18 protein-coding genes are annotated in these 21,293 nt (G+C 61.5%); all 18 read right to left on the bottom strand.

What is annotated here, in order from left to right:
- Nucleotides 1-134: 134 nt before the first annotated feature.
- Nucleotides 135-650, bottom strand: coding sequence for a CinA family protein (locus ABG996_RS02325; protein ID WP_347478483.1), 516 nt, complete (start codon nucleotides 648-650; stop codon nucleotides 135-137).
- Between the two features lie 27 nt (nucleotides 651-677).
- Nucleotides 678-1,316 (bottom strand): CDP-diacylglycerol--glycerol-3-phosphate 3-phosphatidyltransferase, encoded by a 639-nt coding sequence (pgsA, locus tag ABG996_RS02330; protein ID WP_118079882.1) that lies wholly within the window; start codon nucleotides 1,314-1,316, stop codon nucleotides 678-680.
- 9 nt (nucleotides 1,317-1,325) lie between these two features.
- Nucleotides 1,326-2,675, bottom strand: a complete 1,350-nt coding sequence (gene rimO / locus ABG996_RS02335) for a 30S ribosomal protein S12 methylthiotransferase RimO (RefSeq protein WP_347478484.1) — start codon at nucleotides 2,673-2,675, stop codon at nucleotides 1,326-1,328.
- A 26-nt stretch (nucleotides 2,676-2,701) separates the two neighbouring features.
- On the bottom strand, nucleotides 2,702-3,199 hold the full coding sequence (locus tag ABG996_RS02340; protein ID WP_347478485.1) for a YajQ family cyclic di-GMP-binding protein: 498 nt from the start codon (nucleotides 3,197-3,199) through the stop codon (nucleotides 2,702-2,704).
- Between the two features lie 26 nt (nucleotides 3,200-3,225).
- Nucleotides 3,226-4,740, bottom strand: a complete 1,515-nt coding sequence (locus tag ABG996_RS02345; RefSeq protein WP_347478486.1) for a helix-turn-helix domain-containing protein — start codon at nucleotides 4,738-4,740, stop codon at nucleotides 3,226-3,228.
- Complete coding sequence (locus ABG996_RS02350) at nucleotides 4,740-7,517, bottom strand: FtsK/SpoIIIE family DNA translocase (protein WP_347478487.1); 2,778 nt, start codon at nucleotides 7,515-7,517, stop codon at nucleotides 4,740-4,742. Before ABG996_RS02350 ends, ABG996_RS02345 begins: the two co-directional genes overlap by 1 nt.
- A gap of 1 nt (nucleotide 7,518) precedes the next feature.
- Complete coding sequence (locus tag ABG996_RS02355; protein WP_347478488.1) at nucleotides 7,519-9,189, bottom strand: ribonuclease J; 1,671 nt, start codon at nucleotides 9,187-9,189, stop codon at nucleotides 7,519-7,521.
- Nucleotides 9,190-9,837: 648 nt separating this feature from the next.
- Nucleotides 9,838-12,084 (bottom strand): polyribonucleotide nucleotidyltransferase, encoded by a 2,247-nt coding sequence (locus ABG996_RS02360; RefSeq protein ID WP_347478489.1) that lies wholly within the window; start codon nucleotides 12,082-12,084, stop codon nucleotides 9,838-9,840.
- A 150-nt stretch (nucleotides 12,085-12,234) separates the two neighbouring features.
- Nucleotides 12,235-12,513, bottom strand: coding sequence for a 30S ribosomal protein S15 (gene rpsO / locus ABG996_RS02365; protein ID WP_035138510.1), 279 nt, complete (start codon nucleotides 12,511-12,513; stop codon nucleotides 12,235-12,237).
- Nucleotides 12,514-12,651: 138 nt separating this feature from the next.
- Entirely contained in the window at nucleotides 12,652-13,401 is a 750-nt protein-coding gene (recO, locus tag ABG996_RS02370; RefSeq protein WP_347478490.1) for a DNA repair protein RecO, read from the bottom strand.
- A 15-nt stretch (nucleotides 13,402-13,416) separates the two neighbouring features.
- Nucleotides 13,417-14,493 (bottom strand): GTPase Era, encoded by a 1,077-nt coding sequence (gene era / locus ABG996_RS02375; RefSeq protein ID WP_347478491.1) that lies wholly within the window; start codon nucleotides 14,491-14,493, stop codon nucleotides 13,417-13,419.
- A gap of 12 nt (nucleotides 14,494-14,505) precedes the next feature.
- The gene (locus ABG996_RS02380) at nucleotides 14,506-14,883 is read right to left on the bottom strand and encodes a diacylglycerol kinase family protein (protein WP_022094706.1); all 378 of its coding nucleotides are present in this window, start codon (nucleotides 14,881-14,883) and stop codon (nucleotides 14,506-14,508) included.
- A 9-nt stretch (nucleotides 14,884-14,892) separates the two neighbouring features.
- Entirely contained in the window at nucleotides 14,893-15,402 is a 510-nt protein-coding gene (gene ybeY / locus ABG996_RS02385) for an rRNA maturation RNase YbeY (protein ID WP_347478492.1), read from the bottom strand.
- The gene (locus ABG996_RS02390) at nucleotides 15,399-16,385 is read right to left on the bottom strand and encodes a PhoH family protein (RefSeq protein ID WP_347478493.1); all 987 of its coding nucleotides are present in this window, start codon (nucleotides 16,383-16,385) and stop codon (nucleotides 15,399-15,401) included. Before ABG996_RS02390 ends, ybeY begins: the two co-directional genes overlap by 4 nt.
- Entirely contained in the window at nucleotides 16,372-17,658 is a 1,287-nt protein-coding gene (locus ABG996_RS02395) for a MiaB/RimO family radical SAM methylthiotransferase (protein ID WP_347478494.1), read from the bottom strand. Before ABG996_RS02395 ends, ABG996_RS02390 begins: the two co-directional genes overlap by 14 nt.
- Nucleotides 17,659-17,667: 9 nt before the next feature.
- Complete coding sequence (gene dnaJ / locus ABG996_RS02400; RefSeq protein ID WP_195192322.1) at nucleotides 17,668-18,816, bottom strand: molecular chaperone DnaJ; 1,149 nt, start codon at nucleotides 18,814-18,816, stop codon at nucleotides 17,668-17,670.
- 81 nt (nucleotides 18,817-18,897) lie between these two features.
- Nucleotides 18,898-20,001 (bottom strand): DnaJ domain-containing protein, encoded by a 1,104-nt coding sequence (locus ABG996_RS02405; RefSeq protein WP_320678003.1) that lies wholly within the window; start codon nucleotides 19,999-20,001, stop codon nucleotides 18,898-18,900.
- Between the two features lie 58 nt (nucleotides 20,002-20,059).
- Nucleotides 20,060-21,292 carry a coproporphyrinogen-III oxidase family protein gene (locus ABG996_RS02410; protein WP_347478495.1) on the bottom strand — a complete coding sequence of 411 codons (1,233 nt, stop codon included), beginning with the start codon at nucleotides 21,290-21,292 and terminating at the stop codon, nucleotides 20,060-20,062.
- Nucleotide 21,293: the final 1 nt, after the last annotated feature.

Below are 21,293 nucleotides of genomic sequence, written 5' to 3' on the forward strand. Positions count from 1 at the left end.
ACCAAACGCTTGACCACGCCAATCACAAATACGGGTGTTCGAACAAATTTAAGCCTTGTACCAGCCCAAACGGCAATATCATCAAAGGTCCCTATCTCCACAATTAAGGGGCCCTAAGGCCCCTTAAACCACGTCTAATCCATAGAATTGAGCACGCGGACAATGCGCTCCAAAGCCTCCGCGACCGCATAGGCCCGAACGCACGACCGATCGCCCTCATAATGACAGCGCGCAGACTCGACAACCGGCGCTCCCCCATCGGTCGCGCGATACGCCCAGCCAATATAGAGCGTACCGGCGGGGTCTTGCTCAGTGCCACCACCGGGCCCAGCGTAGCCCGTTGCGCTCACGGCCACATCGCTCTGATAGAGGTCCAGCGAGCCCACGGCCATCTCGCGCGCCGTCTGGTGCGACACGGCGCTAAACCGATCGAGCGTTTCCTGCTCGACGCCGAGCACGCGATGTTTGATCTCATCGCAGTAGGTCACCGCACCGCCACGAAGCACCGCAGAGGCACCCGGGATATCGGCAATCGTCGAGGCGATCATGCCCGCCGTCAGCGACTCCGCCGTCGACACCGTCACACCACGGGCACTCGCGCGCTCGACAATATAGCGCGCCAGCTCCTCGTTGTTTGCGACGATCTGCAAATAAGACTCCGTCATACCCACCAGGACCTAGACCGAAAAGACGATCTTGCGACAGTTCCAGAAGTACTGGGCGCCCGAGACAATGGTCAAAATCACGGCGATGACGTACAGGAAGCGCGACACCGAATAGACACCGAGCAGCAGCGACACCGGCCCCAGCTGAAGGCCGGCCATCGCAAAGACGCACAGATAGCCGCAGATGGAGACCATCGTGGTCGCCGTCTTGTACTTGCCGAGCTTATCGGCGGCAACGACTACACCGGCAGCACTCGCGACCATGCGAAGGGCGCTCACCAGCAGCTCACGGAACAGGATGATGAACACGGACCACACGGTCACCGCGCCAAAATCAAGGAACAGCAGCAGGGCCGAAAACACGAGCAGCTTATCGGCGATGGGGTCCAAGAACTTGCCAAAATCGGTGATCTCGTTGCGCGAGCGCGCCAGATAGCCGTCGACCTTATCGGTGCACGACAGGATCACATACAGAATGAAGGCAGCGGCGGCGAGCGGGCCGTCGAAGGTGCTCCAGTCCGTACCGGCAACGCTCGCGTGAGACAGGGCCGAAACGATCATGAACACCGGGATAAAGACGATGCGAACGCACGTCACGATGTTGGCGGGCGTCCAAACACTCGTCAGTTCCTTATTGCTCTCGTTTGCCACGACGCTCTCCTACTCCACAACATGACCGATAAGCTCATAGCAGAAGCTATCGGTAAACTCGACGGTCAGAATATCGCCCACGGACGCCTCGCTGGCGTCCAGATGCACCGCGCCATCGGAATCGGGCGCCTGGAACCAGGCGTGACCGATCAGCTCGGCGCCGTCCTCGGTCTCCTCGATGCCATCGACGATCACCTGGGCGCGCTCACCCACATGGGCTGCCGTGGCGGCAAAACCGAGCGACTCGGCCAGATCCATGGCCTCCTGGGCGCGCTCGAGCTTGACCTCCTCATCGACCTGGCCCTCCATCTTGGCGGCCAGGCTGCCCTCCTCACGCGAGTAGGCAAAGACGCTCGTGTAGTCAAAGCCGACGGTGTCCATAAAGTCGATAAGGTCGCGGAACTCGTCGTCGGTCTCGGTCGGGAAGCCGACCATGGCCGTAGAGCGAATCACGATGCCGGGGATGCGCTCGCGAAGGTCGCGGAACAAATCCTCGAGCTCCTGGCGCGAACCGGAGCGACGCATGGCCTTAAGGATGCGGGCGTCGCAGTGCTGCACGGGGATATCGATATAGGGCAGCACCTCAGGCGTATCGCGAATCGTCTCGATAAGCTCGTCGGTCATACCCTCGGGCTGCAGATAGAGTACGCGGACCCAAACATTGTGCGGGCGCACGGCCTCGGCGACGGCGCGCAGCAGCTGCGCCAGATTGTGCGGCGAGCCCTCGGCAACGTCATCATCGGCAAAGTCGGTGCCCCAAATGCCCGTGTCCTGGCCGATCAGCACGATCTCGCGCACACCGCCGTCAACCAGGTCGCGAACCTCGGAGATAATGCTCTCGGCATTGCGCGAATGATAGCGACCGCGAATGTAGGGGATCATGCAGAAGCTGCAAAAACGATTGCAGCCATCGGAGATCTTGACGTAGGCAACGGCGCCCTCGACAGTACGCTTGACATGCGGAATATAGGCTGCGATCTCACGCTCCACGCCAAGAACGTTGTCGATGACAGATACGATACCGTCTTCCTCATCGGCCTTCACAAAGGCAGCGACCTCGGGAAGCTCGTCGGGCAGGTCATCGCCGTAACGAGACGGCACGCAACCGCACATGACGATGGGGCAGGCGCGAACGCCGTCCTGCACCTCGTTAGCGAGCTCGAGCGTGGTCTCGATGCTCTCGGACGTCGCCGAGGCGAGAAACGAGCACGTGTTGACGATAGCGATATCGGCATCCTGCGGGTCGAATGCCTCCTCGTAGCCCGCAGCGGTCAGCAGCGAACGCATGCGGTCGGTATCGACCTCGTTCTTAGCGCAGCCAAGCGTGATGTAGAGTACGGAACCCAACGGAGTATCCATGTTGGAGAACGGTCCTTTCGAGTAAATTAGCGGTAGTTGGTAAACTGCAGCGGCTGGCCGTAGTCTTGGTCGCGCAGGAACTGGATCACCGTCTGAAGCGCGTCCTTAGAGGCCGAGGTAACGCGCAGCTTATCGGCCTCGATGGTCACCTTGACCTTGAGCTTTTGATCCTTGATGTCCTTATTAATCTTCTTGGCGGTCGCTTGGTCGATGCCTTCGACGATATGGCCGAGCACGCGCACGGTACCGCTCGAAGCCGCCTGCGGCGCATCCCAAGAGACAGACTTAAGGTCGATGCCGCGCTTGATGAGCTTAGAGCTCAGCACGTCAATGATCTGCTTGGAGACAAAATCGGCCGGGGCATTGATCGTAAAGAGCTTGTCGCCCTTCGAAAGCTCGATGGTGGCGCCGGAGTCCTTGAGGTCATAGCGCTGAGAGATCTCGCGGGTGGTCTGTTGGAAGGCGTTATCGACCTCCTGCATATTGACCTCGGACACAACGTCGAAGCTGGAATCTTTAGCCATGGTTCTTCCTTTCGGTACGGGGAGCCTTAGTAGCTGTCGTACGAATAGTCATCTGAATCGTTTGCAGTCTGGCCGTCGGATGCCGTGTCGGTACCGTCGGTAGATTGGGCGTCGGTGCCGTCGGTAGACTGGGCGTCGGTGCCGTCGGCGGTATCGGTGCCGTCGGCACTCTCACCGTCTTCGGAGTCAGTGGTCTCCTTCTTAGGAACGGTAATGGTCACGCGCGCCACGCCCGATGTCTTGGTGTCGTAGCGAACCTTTTCACCGTTCTTGGTAACCGTGACATCGGAGGGCTTGGACGTGGTGATCTCGATCGAGGACTCGGGCGTGTACTCCTGCTCAAAGGGACCGGTTGCCTGGGCGCCAAAGACCGATTTACCGTCGACCTTGACCTCGATCCAGGCGGTCTTGCCCTTGGCAACGGAGACCTTGACCTTGATAACCTCGTCCTCTTTCTTTTTCGCGTTCGCCTTGGCGGCATCGGAATCGGCAGAATCCGTCGCCTCGTCGATGCCTTCATCCTCGTCAACAGATTCGGTCGTCTTGGAAGACTTCTTGGTCGTCGTCTTGGTAGCCGCGGGCGTCTCGGGCGTCGACTCGGGTGCAGAAGAGCCGCAGCCACGCAGGAGGACCACGATGAGCAGAATCAACAAAAGCGCCACGGCACCGATGCCGGCGTAGATGATGCGCGGATCGAGTCCATTGTTCTGGGGGGCACGTCCACCGCCGCGTCCGCGATTAGAGCCACCGCGACCGTTTACCTGCGGCATACGGCCGCGACTGCTATCGGGACGACCACGATATCCGCCTTGGCTCTGCGAGCCGCGCTGACCCGAACGCGGCGCAAGCTCGCCACGGTTCTGATAGCCACGCTGGCCAGAGCGAGGCGCCGAAGAGCGTTGCCCGTAAGGCTGCGATTGAGAACGGAGGCGCGGCGTCACCTGCGTGGTATCGGCGTCGGCATATCCACCGTGGGAACGCCCGGCAGAAACTCCGCGATAACCACGACCGGAGTAGCCACCGTCGCCGTAACCGGCGCGGGGATCGCGACTCAACCCGCGAGCGGCGGGAAGCGCACGATCATCCGGCATGGGCGTACTGCGAAAGCGATCTCGCTGAGAACGAATCTCCTCGCTGGAGCCCGTCTCGGTGATATAGCCCGCCTGCGGAGGGCGCTGGCCGTACCGCGTCGAGCGACCACCCTGAACCATCAGAAAGCGTCCGTTATCGACCGACGAACGCGAGTTAACGTAGCCGGCAGCATCCTGAAAACGACCGCCCTGCTGCGAGGTCTCGCGTTCATATGCCATGAGGTCATCAAAATAAGCGTTGACGACCTCGCGCGGGTTAAGCCCCAAAAAGCGAGCATAGCTCGAAATCATGCCCTGCGCATAGCCGCGCGGAGGCATCGATGCAAAGTTACCGGTCTCGAAAAACTCGATGATCTGCGGCCTGATTTTGATGGTGTTGGCGACCTGCTGGATGGAAAGGCCCATCCGGCGACGCTGCTCGAGCAGCATGTCACCAAAGCGTGCAGCCATCAGAATCCTCCAAACTCACGATCTTCACGTGCCATCTCGGCGTCGACAGACTCCAACGCGGCGAGCCCCTCCTCGTCCAGCAGGACCTCGCGCGGCTTGGAACCATCGGGCGGGCCGACGACACCCTTTTCTTCCAGCATGTCCATAATACGCCCGGCGCGCGCATAGCCAACCTTGAGGCGGCGTTGCAGCCCAGATGTGGAGCCCAGCTGCGATTCCACCACAATATGGGCGGCCTCCCAGATAAGCGGGTCGTCATCTTGCGGTTCGGCAACGCCCGTGCGAACAATGCCGCCACCAGCCATGGACATGGAAGCGGGCGCCACGGCAGACAGGATCTCCTCGTGGTAGTCGGGCTCGCTTTGCGACTTAACGAACTCGACGATCTCGTTGATCTCGTCGTCCGAGACAAAACAGCCCTGGATACGGCGGGGCTTGCCCCAGTCGACTTTTGAGAACAGCATGTCGCCCAAACCAGTAAGCTTTTCGGCGCCCATCTGGTCGATAATGACGCGGGAATCGATGCCCGTAGCCACGTTAAAGGCGATACGGTTGGTGATGTTGGCCTTAATAAGGCCCGTCACCACGTTGGAGCTGGGGCGCTGCGTAGCCACGATAAGGTGAATACCGGCAGCACGGCCCAGCTGGGCGATACGGACGATCGAGGCCTCGACATCCTTGCCGGCTACCATCATCAGGTCCGAAAGCTCGTCGATGATGATGACCAGATAGGGCATCTTTTGCGGCGGGTTATCGTAATGCTCAAACTCGCCGGCGGCCTGCTTTTCGTTATAGGTCGAGATCTTGCGCACGTTAAGGCGCTCGAAGACCTTCAGGCGGCGCTCCATCTCGGACACCGCCCACTGCAAGGCACTCGCGGCCTGCTTGGGCTCGGTCACTACGGGCACGTAAAGGTGCGGCAGGCCGTTATAGCCTGCGAGCTCGACGCGCTTGGGGTCGACCATGATCAAGCGAACGTCCTCGGGAAGCGCGCGCATGAGCAGGGTCGTGATGATGGAGTTGATCATGACCGACTTACCGGAACCCGTGGTACCGGCGATCAGCAGATGGGGCATCTTGGCGAGGTCGGCGACAACCGGCGTGCCCTCGGCATCGCGACCGATGGCAAGCTCGAGCGGACCGCCCTTCACATAGGGAAGTACGTCGCCTAGGTTGACGTTCTGACGCTTGCGATTGGGAATCTCGATACCAACGAGCGAGGTGCCGGGAATCGGCGCAAAGATGCGCACCGACTGGGCGGCAAGCGAAAGCGCGATATCGTCCTCGAGACTCGAGATCTTGCTCACGCGCTCGCCCTCACCGGGCTGCAGCTTAAAAGTCGTGACCGTGGGGCCGGCAATCCAGCCGACGACGCGGGCGCTACGGCCAAACTCAAGCAAGGTGGACTGCAACGACTCGGCAGTCTGTTCCAGCTCCTTGTCAGAAGACGCGGAGGACGCCGACTGCGGGTTGGCATGCAGGATTTCGAGCGGCGGAAGCTTGAGGCCGTCCTCTTGGTCGCCCTCGGCATCGGCATTGGTACCGTCCGCTCCCCCATCGCCGGCTGCAACAGGAGCAGCGGAAGCCGTGGGGGCGGAGGCATCGGAAACCTTGGGATGCTTTAGGAAGTCAGGGATCTGCGGAGCTGCCGAAACGGGATTCACGGCAAATGGCGGCTCTGACTCGTCAGCCTTGTCCGGGTCGTCTTCCATCGAAAACTGTCCGGTGACCTGTCCTGCGTTGGCGCGGCGACGCGGCAGCAAGGTGGTCTTGGCGGTCTCGAGCGGAGCCTCGTCGTAATCGTCATCGCCCTCAGTGAGTTCAATTTCGCTATCGGACCAAGACGGGTCAGGCTCGCTCGTGTTGAGCTTGGGCGCGGCCTTGCCCTTCTTGGCATGGCGACGCGGCAGCAGCGTGGTCTTGGCGCGCTCGGCCTCCACGGCCTCGGACACGTCGACAAACGGGTCATCGTCCTCGTCGTCATCCAAAACCGGGTCGGCATCGCCACCCATGAACGTGGTCACCGCGGCGTCAGCCCCCTTCTGGCGCAGAATGCTCAGGTGCGGACGGGCAACGCCGGGAACCGACAGGGCCTCTTCATCGCCCCACGGGCTCGCGTTGACATCGGCACGACGGCGCTCGGCAAAATCGGCAGCGCGATCACGTGCGGAGCGCAAAACGCCACCCACCGAAAAGCCAATGATGACCAGGCCAACGACGACAAGGCCCAGCAAGACAACCATAGCGATAGGTTTACCCAGGGCGTTTTGCAAGGCACTTGCGATAAAGGCGCCAATGTAGCCGCCCGAGGCGGAAAGGTTCTGCGGCGTAAACATGAGGTCGCACGAGTCGGTCGTACCCGGAACCATCAACGATAGGATAGAAACAATGGCCACAAAGACCACGGCACCACCCGCGACCGAGCGAATGTTGAGCGGCGAGTCCTCACCCAAAAAGAGCGTGGCGGCAAACAGCAAGATGACGATCGGCAGCACGTAGGCGCCCAGACCAAAGCCGAGGTGATAGAAACCGGCAACCGCAGCTGTCACGGGTGCCGTTGCCGGAGAAATCACGGCAATGAAGGACGCAATCGCCAAAACGGCAATGATAACGCCGGCGATATCGCGATTGGCCGAAGGCTCGACCAGGGGTTCGAACTCATCGAACTCGGACTCGTGGCCCTTATTGGCACGCAGATGGGAACCGGCACCCTTAGCAGATGCCGGTTGGTTGTTGGATTTGTTGCCTTTGGCGTTTTGTGCAGATCCGCGCGCCAAACTAAACCTCCATGACGACTGGGATGATCATCGGACGGGTGCGCGTGCGGCTCCAGATAAAGTTGGAGAGCGAATCGCGCACGGCCTTGCGAATGGCATCGGAGCCGCTACTGGTAAAGCTAAACTTGCCCTTCTCGATCGTCTTCATGATGGCTGCGGAGGCATCCTCGGAGAACTGGTCGTCGATGGCAAACGAAACGCCGCGGCCCGAGAACTCGATAGCCTCGATCTTCTTGTGCTTGAGCGAGACGATGGCAACAGCCGTGACCATACCGTCGTTGGCGAGCTTTTGGCGATCGCGAAGGACGATGGGGTCGGTGTCGCCGATGCGCAGACCGTCGACATAAACGACGCCGGACTCGACGGGCGCACCGCGTTTGACGATACCGCCACGCATCTCGAGCGTGTCGCCGTTATCAAGGATAAAGATGTGATCGTCCTTGATGCCCATCTTACGGGCAAGCTGGGCATGGGCGCGCAGATGCACGGCTTCGCCGTGAACCGGCATAAAGTAGGTGGGCTTGGCCATGGCCATCAGAAGCTTGAGCTCCTCCTGGCTGCCATGGCCCGAGACATGGACGAGGGCACGGGACTTATCCCAGACGTCGCAGCCAAGCTTGGCCAGGCTGTTGACGACCTGCTGAACTGCCTTCTCGTTGCCGGGAACGGGAGTTGCCGAGAGGATGACGGTATCGCCCTCGTGGATAGAAAGCGTCTTGTGCTCGCCGTTGGCCATGCGGGACAGGGCCGACAGCGGCTCGCCCTGAGAACCGGTGCACATGACGACGATCTTATCGTCGGGCAGGTTATCGATATCGAAGGCATCGATGATATCGGCATCGTCGATGTTGAGATAGCCAAGCTCACGCGCCACGCGGGTGTTGGTGAGCATGGAACGTCCGGTCACGACGACCTTGCGGCCACACTTGCGGGCGGCATCGCAGATCTGCTGCAGGCGATGGATGTGGCTCGAGAACGACGCGACGAACACGCGGCCCGGCGCGTTCTTGATGGCGTGCAGCAGGTTGGGGCCGACCTCGGCCTCGGACTTGGTAAAGCCAGGAACCGTGGCGTTGGTGGAGTCGGAAAGCAGCAGGTCGATGCCCTGCTTGGCAAAGCGGCTGATGGCGGCATAGTCGGGCGTGACGCCGTCGATGGGCGTCTGGTCGAGCTTAAAGTCGCCCGTGTGCATAACGGTGCCCTGGTTGGTGCGAATAAACACGCCCAAAGCACCCGGAATGGAGTGCGTCATGGAGAAGAAGTCGAGCGAGATGCCACCGAGATTGACGTGGCTGCCGCCCTTGACCTCACGGAACTTGGGCGCGCGAATGCGGAACTCGGAGAGCTTGCCCTCGATAAAACCGAGCGTCAGCTTGCTCGAGAAGATGGGCACCTTGTTGTTGAGGTCCTGCAGCAGGTACGGAAGCGAACCGGTGTGGTCCTCGTGGCCGTGGGTGACGACGATGCCGCGGAGCTTCTCCTCGTTCTCCAGGACATAGGTGTAGTCGGGAAGCACCAGGTCGATACCGGGCTGGGAGTCGTCGGGGAACATGAGGCCGGCGTCGACGAGCACCATGTCGTCGCCGCACTCGAAGACCGTCATGTTCTTGCCGATGCCGTCAAGGCCGCCGAGCGGAATGATCTTCAAGGGAGATGATTTTTTAGCTGCCATAGGTTCGTGTGGTTTCCTTTCTTCGAAACGGGTCTGGAACAACCGACGGGGCGCTTCTGGCAAACCGACCGCCGGGAACGTACAAACATGCACCATAGAGTCGATGCAGTAGCCACAGTATGATACCCATTTGCCCACCAACAGACCACCCATGCATCAAAGCCCCATCTGAACCTGTGTATCCCGCCGGTCTGGGCTCAGCGGCCCCGGCACGGGCTAAGTTTCCTGCTCTACAGTCCTGCTCACGACGGAGGCCACATTAAGTGGCCTCCTGTTCGTGCGGAACTCGCGATAAACTTAGCCCGTGCCGGGGCCGCTGAGACCAGACCTGCCAATAAAGGACAGGTTTATTTAAGTAGGTTTTATCTGAGGAAATGCTGCTACGTCTATCTACAGATCTGAAATCTGACTACTGAATAGACTGTCTAACTCAATAGCGAGCGGCACTAACCAGCCCTTTTGCTTGCGCCCGGGAGGGACGCATATGAAGTTTATCGCGAGTTCCGCACGCAAAGGAAAGCACTTAATGTGCTTTCCGTCTTGCGCAGGACTGTAGAGCAGGAAACTTCATATGCGGCCCTCCCGGGCGCAAGCAAAAGGGCGACCCCTGTCCGGAGTCGCCCTTGTTGAGCTGCTTATGTTTAGCTGTTACTCGGCGTCGTGGTGACGGCGGGGCTTGCGGCCTCCGTTGTCGCCGGGACGGCGCGGACGGTCGCTGCGCTCGGAGCGCTCGCGACGCGGACGCTCACGGCGCTGGAAGTGCTCGCCATCGCCCTCGGAGGAACCCTCAGAGCGAGCCGGGGCCTCGGGCTTGTCGAGACGATCAAGCGAGATCTTGCCGCGATCGTCGACCTCGATGACGACGATCTTGACCTCGTCGCCCACGTTGAGAACGTCCTCGACCTTCTCCACGCGGCCCTTGGCGACGCGGGAGATGTGCAGCAGGCCGTCCTTGCCAGGCAGCAGGTTGACGAAGGCGCCGAAGGGCTGGATGGAGACCACGCGACCGGTGTACTCCTCGCCCGGCTCGGGAACCTTGATGATGAGCTTGATGCGCTCGACGGCCTGGTCGACGGACTCGCCGGTGCCGCCGACAAAGACGGTGCCGTCCTCCTGGATGTCGACCGAAGCGCCGGTCTCGTCCTGGATACCGCGGATGACCTTGCCGCCGGAGCCAATGACGTCGCGAATCTTATCGGTAGGAACCTGGATGGAGACGATGCGCGGAGCGGTGCTGCGTGTGGTGTGGCGCGGCTCGGGAATCACATCGAGCATCTTCTGCAGGATGAAGGCGCGACCCTCCTTGGCCTGCTGCAGGGCGCGGGCCAGGATGTCGAAGGTTAGGCCGGTGGCCTTGTTATCCATCTGCAGGGCGGTGATGCCCTCGGTGGTGCCGGTGACCTTAAAGTCCATGTCGCCCAAGAAGTCCTCGAGACCCTGGATATCGGACAGGACCACGGTCTTTCCCTCCTCCTGGATCAGACCCATGGCGATACCGGAGACCGGGCGCTTAATGGGCACGCCGCCGTCCATAAGGGCGAGCGTGGAGCCGCAGGTCGAAGCCATCGAAGAGGAGCCGTTGGACTCCATGACCTCGGAGACGACGCGGATGGCGTAGGGGAACTCGTTCTCGTCGGGGAGCACCGGGAGCAGAGCGCGCTCGGCAAGGTTGCCGTGACCGATCTCGCGACGCTTGGGGCTGCCCATGCGGCCGGTCTCGCCGGTGCAGAACGGCGGGAAGTTATAGTGGTGCATATAGCGCTTGCCCTCGGTGGGCTCGATGGTATCCAGACGCTGGCCCTCGTTGAGCATGCCGAGCGACAGGACGGAGAGCACCTGGGTCTGGCCACGCTGGAACAGACCGGAGCCGTGAACGAGCGGCAGGTAGTTATCCTTCACCATGATGGGACGGATCTCGTCTGCAGCACGGCCATCGACGCGCTCGCCAGTCTCGACGACCATGGTGCGCATGGCCTTCTTCTCGAGCTTCTTGAGCGCCACGGGGATCTCGCGCTCCCAAGCGGCCTGCTCCTCCTCGGTAAACTCGGCGCGGATGGACTCCTTCAGAGCCTCGACCTTACCGATACGAGAGAGCTTGTCGGCGTCGCGAAGGGCAACTGCCATCTCGTCGTAGTGGGCAAAGATGCGCTCCTGGACCTCCTCGACGGGCTGGTCGAGCGGGTACTCCTTCTTGACGATGGGGCCGTTGACCTGCTCCCACTCGGCGACGAACTCGTCCTGGGCCTGGCAGAAGGCAGCAAGGGCCTCCTGGCCAAACTTCATGGCGGCGAGCATGTCGTCCTCGGAGATCTCCTCGGCGCCGGCCTCGACCATCGAGATGAAGTCGGCAGAGCCGCCCAGCTCCAGGTCCAGATCGGAGTTCTCGCGCTCCTCGTAGGTGGGGTTGACGATAAACTCGCCAGTCTCCACGTTACGGCCGATGCGCACGCAGGCAAGCGGGCCCTCGAAGGGCACGCCACCGAGCGTCATGGCCAGGGAAGCACCCATGACGTTGATGACGTCGAAGGGGTTGACCTGGTCGGCGACGAGCGAGGTGGCGACGATGTGCACCTCGTTGCGGAAGCCGTCCGGGAAACTCGGGCGGATCGGACGGTCGATCATGCGCGCGGTGAGCGTGGCCTTCTCGCTGGGACGGCCCTCACGCTTGAGGTAACCACCCGGGATGCGGCCAGCGGCGTACATCTTCTCGTTGAAGTCGACGGTCAGCGGGAAGAAGTCGTAGTTCTTGCGCTCCTTGGAGACGACCACGGTGTCGAGCATCGTGGTGTCGCCCTGCTTGACCAGGCAGGCGCCGGTGGCCTGCTTGGCAAGCTCGCCCGACTCAAAGGTGTAGGTCTTGCCGTACAGCTCAAAGGTCTTGGATACGAGTGTCATTGTTCTCCTTTACCCCACAGGCCCCTTGCCTGCGGGCTTCTCATGTGACGCGGGCCCCCTGCCCCCGCCACGCTTCAGAGCGTGATTGTTCGCGCCCTTACACAAAAAGAGCGCCCCGCTGCGCAGGACGCTCTTAGCATGTACAAATCCTTACTGGATGTTGTCGCGGATGCCCAGAGCCTTGATGAGCTCACGGTACTCGACGATGTCGTTCTTCTTAATGTAGGAGAGAAGACGACGACGACGGCCGACGAGCATGAGCAGGCCACGACGGGTGTGGAAGTCCTTCTGGTGGGACTTCATGTGCTCGGTCAGCTCCTTGATGCGCTCGGACAGGATGGCGACCTGAACCTTGGGGTTGCCGGTGTCGACCGGGGTGTTACCGAACTGGGCAGTCAGCTCCGCCTTGCGCTCTTTGGAAACAGTCATTGTTTCACCTTTCGTTTCTTGTCGCCCTCGGGCGACGCTATTCGCCTCGGACTGGGAAGCCGCCGGTGGAGCGAGCATCCAAGATCGAGGTACCAACAGGTCGGTATGTTACCACAAGCAGCCCACGCCTGCGCATCATCACCGACCCAACATGAATTCCATCGCACGGAGGCGCTGATCGGTATGAGTTGCCGCCCAGACATGCGAAAGCCCCAACAAAAAAGCGGCAGTATGGGGATCAACCCTCTCGGCCATGAGCGCATCGAAGGTCATGGACATGAGGGCGCGCAGCCACGCGACCTCACCGGTCGACACCAGCTCGGCACCCGGAACGCTCGACGCACACGACCCGCACATGAGACCGCCCGCCTGGGGCGAAAAATACGACAGCATGGGGTCTCCGCACAGCACGCAGGCCGAAAAATCGGGTCGGTAGCCAACGTGCGACAGCAGCTTAAACACATATGCCGCCACAAGTAGATCCATGTGCGCCGTGTCGAGCCCGCTGCCCACCAGGGCAAGCGCTCGCTGCGTGATGGCAAAGGTAAACGGGTCCTCGGCGTCCTCAAACGAGCACACGCGCGCGACCTCGGCGATTGCGCTTGCGGCGCAAGTCGTCTCGTAATCGGGCGCTGCGCCGAGCGGCGCCTCCATAAGCTCGGCCTGCGAAACCACGTCAAACGACCGTCCATGCGCGAGCAGCATATCGACGGTACAGAACAGCTCGCAGCGCGCAGCCAGGCGCCCACCGGGTTTGCGGGCGCCCTTTGCCACGGCGCGAACCTGCCGACCCCGTTCGTCAAGCATCGTCAGGATCAGGTCCGTCTCTTTGAGCTTCGTCTTGTCGAGGACGAGCGCCTTCGTGCGATATGTCCGGGAGCCTGCCATGCGCGCCGCGCGTCCTTAGTCCTCGGCGTTGTAGCCAAAGCGGCGAATCTGGGCCTCGTCGTCACGCCAGCCGGCCTTGACCTTCACGTCCAGCTCCAAAAAGACCTGCGTGCCAAAGATGCGCTCAAGATCGCGGCGAGCGTCGATACCGATATGTTTGATCATCTCGCCGCCCTTGCCGATGATGATGCCCTTTTGGCCCTCGCGCTCGACGTAAATGGTAGCGTGCACGCGCAGCACCTTCTTGGTCTGCTCGAGCGCATCGCAGATCACGCCAACGGAGTGCGGGATCTCATCACGGGTGCGGCGCAAGACCTTCTCGCGCACAAACTCGGCAACGAGCGTCTCATCGGAAGCGTCGGTACCCATGTCCTCGGGGAACCAACGCGGACCCTCGGGCAAAAAGTGCGCAACGGTCTCGATAAAGGCATCGACGTTGAAGTTCTTGACCGACGACGTCACGATCTCGTCGTCATATTCCATAAGCTCGTGGGCGGCCTTAAGCTGCTCCATGACCTGTGCGGGGTCGGCCTCATCGGCCTTGGTGAGCACCAGGACCTTCTTGGAACGGGCATTCTTGACGCGCTCGGCAACCCAGGCGTCTCCCCTGCCGATCGGCTTGGTGGCATCAATCAAAAACGCGACGACATCGACATCGTTCAGCTCGAACAGCGCGCTCTTGTTGAGCTCGGACCCCAGGCCGTCCTTGGGCTTGTGAATACCCGGGGTATCGACAAAGACCAGCTGGTAGCCGGGGCGATTGACGACGGCGCGCATGCGACGGCGGGTGGTCTGGGCCACCGGCGAGGTGATGGCAACCTTTTTGCCATAGCAGGCGTTGAGCAGCGTGGACTTACCGGCGTTGGGACGGCCGACCAGGGCCACGAAGCCGCTGCGAAAACCGGGTTCCACGTCGCCAAAACCCGCGAGGCTCTCATCCTCGTCGCACAGGGCGTCGAGCTCCTCGTCGCTCATGCCCTCAAACGGATCGAATTCCTCGACATCCTCGCAATCCTCGGTCGCTTCGGCATCCACCGCATCCAGGGACTCGTCGTCCAGAGTTTCATCGAAAGGCTGCATATTGTCGGACATGAAAATCCCTTTCTAAATAAAGTCGAGCGCGTGGGCAAATACCAGCAATCCCACAATCGCGGCGGTGATGGAAAGTACGTATACGGAGGCGGCGGCGATATCCTTCGCACGCTTTGCCAGCGGATGGAGCTCCTGGGTCGCCAGGTCGACGATCGCCTCCATGGCGGTGTTGCACAGCTCGCCGTGAATCACCAAGCCACAGCAGATGATAACCGTGGCCCACTCGGCAATGTCGAGCCCCACGATGCAGCCGGCAATGACGGTGCACACGCCCGCCACGAGCATGACCTTAATGTTGCGCTCGGTCTTAACGGCGGTGACGAAGCCCTCCATGGCGTAGGAGAACGACTTTAAGAAGGACGGATGGTCCTTGTTCGATCCGGGAATCATAGACGGCTCCTAGTCGTGGGCGTGGTTGGTGATGGGGCCGACGTGGACCAGCTTGGGGTCCTCGCCGCGCTCGAGCGCCAGATCGCGCAAGATGGCGTCCTCGCGGGCCTCCATGACCTCGGCCTCGTCGTCCTCGATATGGTCATACCCCAGCAGGTGCAGCATGCCATGCACGAGCATCAGGCGGCACTCGTCGGTAGGGCTATTACCAAAGCCGGGGGCCTGGCGGGCAATGACCTCCGGGGCCAGGATAATATCGCCGAGCTCGAGCGTCTCGTCGGCGGGAATATCCTCGTCAAAGGCCGAGTCGCACTCAAACGAGAGGACATCGGTGGTACGGTCGATACCGCGCCACTCGTGGTTGAGCTCGTGCATCTCGTCCTCATCGACATACGAAAGGGAAATCTCAACTTCACGCTCAACGCCCTCGGCGGCAAGCACGACCTCGCAGATGTGCTCTACCTCCTGCGCGTCGAGCAGCGTATCGAGCTCGGCATCGTTGCTGATCAATACACTCAACGGGACTCCTTTCGGTCGTGCACGCGCTTATCGCGCACATCATCATAAGCATCGTATGCCTCGACGATACGCCCCACCAAGGCATGGCGCACCACGTCGGCACGCTCGAGGTGAGAAAATGCGACATCGTCGACACGGCCTAAAATCCGCTCAACGTCGGCAAGACCGCCGCGACGACCCACCAGGTCGCGCTGACTCAGGTCGCCGGTAATCACAAACTTGGAGTTAAAACCCAGGCGCGTCAGGAACATCTTCATCTGCTCGGGCGTGGTATTTTGCGCCTCGTCGAGCACCACGAAGGCATCGCTCAGCGTGCGGCCGCGCATGTAGGCAAGCGGGGCGATCTCAATCACGCCGCGCTCCATGAGCTCATCGGTGCGCTCGCGATCCATCATGTCAAAAAGGGCGTCGTAGAGCGGACGCATGTAGGGGTCAATCTTTTCCTCGAGGGTACCGGGCAAAAAGCCCAGATTCTCCCCCGCCTCGACAACCGGACGCGTCAAGATCAGACGGCCCACCTCGTGACGCTTGAGCGCGGCAACGGCGAGCGCCATGGCCAGATAGGTCTTACCGGTACCGGCGGGACCAAGGCCAAACGTGATGGTATGCGAGCGGATGGCATCCACGTAGCGCTTTTGGCCGAGCGTCTTGGGGCGAATGGCACGACCGCGATACGAAAGCAGCACATCATCGCGAAGCGACGTAGCCTCGTGCTCACCGTCGCGCAAGACGGCCAGGCAGCGAGAAACATCGTCGGCAGACAGCGTGCGTCCGGCGGCCGCCTCGCGAAAAGTATGGTCGAAAAAACGCGCCACGAGCTCGACCTCGTCCGGGTCACCGCTCACGGCGATGCTGTCGCCACGGACGACCACATGGGCACGAGCCAAACTCTCGAGTGCACGAAGGACACCGTCGCCGGCGCCCAAAACGCGCGAGGGGTCAATACCCTCGGGAACGGTAAGTCTAATCTTAGAGGCTTCCATGAACCTCCCTGCGTGCATGGACCAAGCCGGAATCATCGACTCCGATGATAGCAACATCGAGCAGGCACGGGGCTGTGAGTCCACAGGTATCGTCAAGACGGGCATGATGGAACGAACCGAGCGTCAGGTTGTCGCCATACTCAAGCACGGCACGCTCGACGGTTCCCACGCGACGGCGAGCGTCGGCAATGGCGAGTTCCTGCGCCGCGGCCCTCATGCGGCGGCTACGCTCGGCCATAACCTCGGGCGGCACCTGGTCGGGCATATCGGCAGCAAGGGTACCGGGACGCTTGCTGTAGCGGAACACGTGCATACGCGAAAAGCCCACACGGCGGCACAGTGCCAGCGACTCCTCAAACTCCTCGTCCGTCTCACCGGGAAAACCGACGATGACATCGCACGAAAGGGACACCTGAGGCAAGTTGGTGCGAATCATGCGCACCGTTTCCTCGAAGGCCTCGGCGCTATAGGGACGGCCCATGCGATGCAGTGTCCTGGTGCAGCCGGACTGCACGGGCAGGTGTAAAAACGGGGCGATGCGCTTCGGATAGCGCGCCATGACCTTAAGCAGGGACTCGGAGATATCCATGGGCTCGACCGAGGAAATGCGCACATGCGGAATGGACGTGCGCTCCATGATCGCCTCGAGCAGCTCATCGATCTCGACGTGTTCATCAGTCGCGCTCTTGCCATCGTAGGCGCCCAGGTTCACACCCGTCAGCACCACCTCGGGCACGCCGGCCTCCTGTGCCTCGCGAACTTGCTCGAGCACGGACTCGACCGGCACGGAGCGCTCGGGGCCGCGGGCCTTCCACACAATGCAATAGGTGCAACGATGGTTGCAGCCGTCCTGGATCTTCACGCCCAGACGCGAGCGACCGAGCGCGTCGACAACCTCGCCGTCGCTGCAGGCGGGAACGTCATCGGACTCAACGCCCAGCACCTCACAGACGCGTTCGGCGACATCGATCTTGGACGGCTCGGCGATCACGCGGTCCGAGAGCTCCAGCAGCTCCTCGGGATGCAGATTGACCACGCATCCGGTCACGACCACATAGGGCTCGTTTGGATAGGCCAGCGCATGGCGAACGGCCTTACGGGTCTTGGCCTCGGCCTCGCCCGTAACGGCACAGGTGTTAATGACGATCAGCTCAGCATCCTGAGGCTCCACCATCGCAAAGCCCAGGCGCATTAGATCGGCAGTGATACGGTCGGACTCAACCCGGTTGACACGGCAGCCGAGGTTGACGACAGAGATATGAGGTGCGAGCACGCGGGCTCCTTAATCGAGGATGTCGTCGAGGGCACTCTTGATACGGTCGGTCACCGACTTCTTACCGGATGCGACGTCATCGCCCATCTCGTCGGCAAAGGCGCGAAGCAGCTCGCGCTGCTTATTGGAAAGGTTCGTGGGGACGACCACACGCAGCTGCACGATCAGACGACCGCGCGAACCGCCACCGCCGATACGCGGCATGCCGTAATTGTTGACGCTCACGGTGTCGCCGTACTGGGCGCCAGCGGGGACGCACACCTTGACGACCTCGTCAGGCATAATGCCCTCGACCTCGATCTCGCATCCGAGCGCAGCCTGCGCAATCGAGATATCGCTCACGAGGTACAGGTCATCGCCGTTGCGCTTAAAACGCTCGTGGTCGGCGACGCGCACGTTGACGATCAGGTCGCCCGACGGCTCGCCGCGAAGGCCGGCCTCGCCAAAACCGCTCACGCGCAGCTGGCGACCGGTCGAAACGCCGGCGGGAATATCGATATCGATCTTTTCGTGCGAAGGCGTGCGGCCCTGACCGTCACAGGTCTCGCAGGGATGGTCGATGACCGTGCCTTCGCCGTGGCAGTCGGGACAGGGCGAAGAGGACTGAACCTGGCCCAGGAAAGAACGCTGGACCGTCGTCACATAGCCCGTGCCGTGGCAGCGGCTGCACTGCTTTTCCTGTGCGCCCTCGGCCCTACCGGTGCCGTTGCAATCCTCGCAGGGGGCAAGGCGGTCATAGCTGATCGTCTTTTTGCAACCGAGTGCCGCCTCCTCAAGGGTCACCGAAAGGGAGATGGCCATATCGCGGCCGCGACGACGCTCACGGCGATTTCGGGCGCCACCGCCGGCACCGCCGCCAAAGAACGACGAGAAGAGGTCGTCCATGCCCATGCCACCAAAGATATCGTTGATGTCGACATAGCCAGAGCCACCGGGGCCGTCCGCGGTGCCGTAACGGTCGTAGTTAGCACGCTTCTGCTCGTCGGAAAGAACGGAATACGCCTCGTTGAGCTCTTTGAACTTGGCCTCGGCCTCGGGGTCGTCCGAAACGTCCGGGTGTACGGTACGGGCCTTCTTTAGAAACGCGCGCTTAATCGTCCGCGCGTCGGCATCCTTGTCGACGCCAAGTACCTCGTAGTAATCCCTATTTTCCGACACGACCGAATCCTTCCGACTTTCATTATTGTCACAGTGCGTCCTATACCCAAGCTGGGCCGGCCGCAAACAGAGGGGTTGATGTTATTGCATTGCGTAGGGCGAAAGCATGGCACGTTGCGAGCAGCTCGCAAACCAAACCGACACGAGCGCAAACATAAATCCGTTGGCAAAACCGTTGGCAAACTGCATCGCGCCGCGCTTCCACCACAGCAGGCTGCGGTGCAGCACGCCGTCCGAGACCACCATGAACAGGCCCATGGCAAACGGAATAAAGCACATCACGGCAAAGGCCGAGAACACGCCCGAGATGGCCGACAGCACCAAAAACGGCGCCACGATGCCCATCAGGTAAAAACCGGTACGGGCCTTGCCCTCCAGACGCTCGGCCTCGACATGAGCGCGGCCGACCAGATCGCCACCCGAGGCACCGTTGGTGCCGGCGTGACCCATGCCGCCAATGCGGACCTCGTCGCCATCGTGCGTACCGGCAGGAAACTCAATCGTCTGCTCGGAGGTCACACGGACACGGCCGCTGCCGCCGCAATCGGGGCAGGGGTCGGCGACGACCTTACCGGAACCGCCGCACTCGGGGCAGACCGACTGAAACGTGCCGGCACCGAACAGGAAGGACAGGTCGACATCGATGTGGCCGCGACCACCGCAGCTCGGACAGGTATGTGCATGCTCGGACGAAACAGAACCCGAGCCGCCACAGTGGCCACAGGTATCGAAGCGCGTATAGCGGACGGTCTTGCGGGCACCGCCCTTGGCCTCCTTAGCGTCGAGCTTGATATCGACGACCACGTTGGCGCCGTTCTCGGGATTATAGGCAGCCTGCCCGCGACGCGGCTGGCCCCAGGCGCCACCAAAGGGAAAGCCGCCCTCAAAGGGATTGCCATAGCCTGCGCTGCCGGCGTAGCCGCCGCCATAGGGCGAAGCCGTAGGAGCGCCGGCGAAGGGGTTGCCCGAGCGCATGGCGTCGTAGCGCGCACGCTTCTGCTCGTCCGAAAGCACGGCGTAGGCCTCGGAAACCTCTTTAAACTTTTCCTCGGCATCAGGTTCTTTGTTGACGTCCGGATGGAGCTTGCGGGCCTTTTGCTGGAAGGCCTTCTGTATATCACGCGAGGTGGCGTCCTTGGAGACACCCAAAATCTCGTAGTAATCTTTTTCGTTCATCGTCGCCATGCGCGGCAACCTCCTGCTCACAGCAGCGTATATATTGCGGTAATTCTACCCGAGCGGCCTAAGCTAGACCCCAAAACAGCTCGAACAGCACATTTCCATCGAGCCAGCCCAAGTGGGTGGGCGCTAAACGGGCGTGGGCACGACCTGCGATAACGTCTTTCGAGGCGACGCACCCCGCATGCCCCTCGACATAATCGGGCACCCAAGTGGCAAGACCCAACTCGAGCGCACGGTCACAGGCCGCCACCAGCTCGTCTGCAGCGATCACGCTTGCCGAGCGAACCAACAGATCGGGCCCAATGCCACGCGTCATGCGGCAGGCGAGCATCAAATCCTCGGCCGCAGCCTCGCGCTGCGACAGATACTCGGCATCAAACGTCGTCGCGGCGTCGTCGCGTTGCACCAAGCGCACGCGATACGCATCGCCGCGAGCAGGCACGTCGGGAAACAGCCCGGCCAAGCGATCGAAATCCTCGGCGTCGAGCATACCGGCGGCAGAGCGGCCCAAGCCCAGATAGCCCCGTCCTGTCCAATAGGCAATGTTGTGGGCACACTCATGTCCGTCGAGCGCGTAGCTTGCCACCTCATACGGGTGATAGCCGGCCGCACCCAGGCACTCACGCGCCGCGTCCATGCACGCAGCCTGAAAATCCTCGTCGGGCTCGAGCGACTCGTCGCGACACGCCATGTGGTAGAGCGGCGTGCCCTCCTCGAGCGTGAGCGGGTACACCGACACATGATGCGGCGCCGCCGCCAGCACGCCATCGAGCGTGCGTTGCCAGCTTACGGCGGTCTGCCCGGGAAGTCCGCACATCAGGTCGCAGGACACATCGAGCCCAGCGTCCTTAACCGTCGTGATGGCAGCGAGCGCCCGATCGGCATCGTGAATACGGCCAATCGCAGCAAGCTCGGCGTTGTCAAGGGTTTGAACTCCCAGAGAGACGCGTGTGACACCGACCTTGGCAAGCGCAGTGGCAAGCCCGGCGGTCAACGACTCGGGATTGGCCTCGCAGGTAAACTCAACGGGCTTGCACCACATGCAAATACGCCGGGCAAGCTCCACCAGACGCTCTCCTGCCAGCGACGGCGTACCGCCGCCAACATAGACGGTGCGGACCTGCGCAAGCGCGCCTGCGTCGCCAAAGGCATCGAGGCGCGCATACAGTTGCTCAAAATAGACATCGAGCGCAGCGCTCAGGTCGCACGGAGCAAAACTGCGCGAGTCAAAGTCGCAGTACCGGCACTTTTGGGCGCAAAACGGCACGTGCATGTACAGCGCGGTAACGGCCACC

The sequence above is a fragment of the Collinsella aerofaciens genome (assembly GCF_039836695.1).
In the GTDB taxonomy this organism is placed as follows: Bacteria; Actinomycetota; Coriobacteriia; order Coriobacteriales; family Coriobacteriaceae; genus Collinsella; species Collinsella aerofaciens_BD.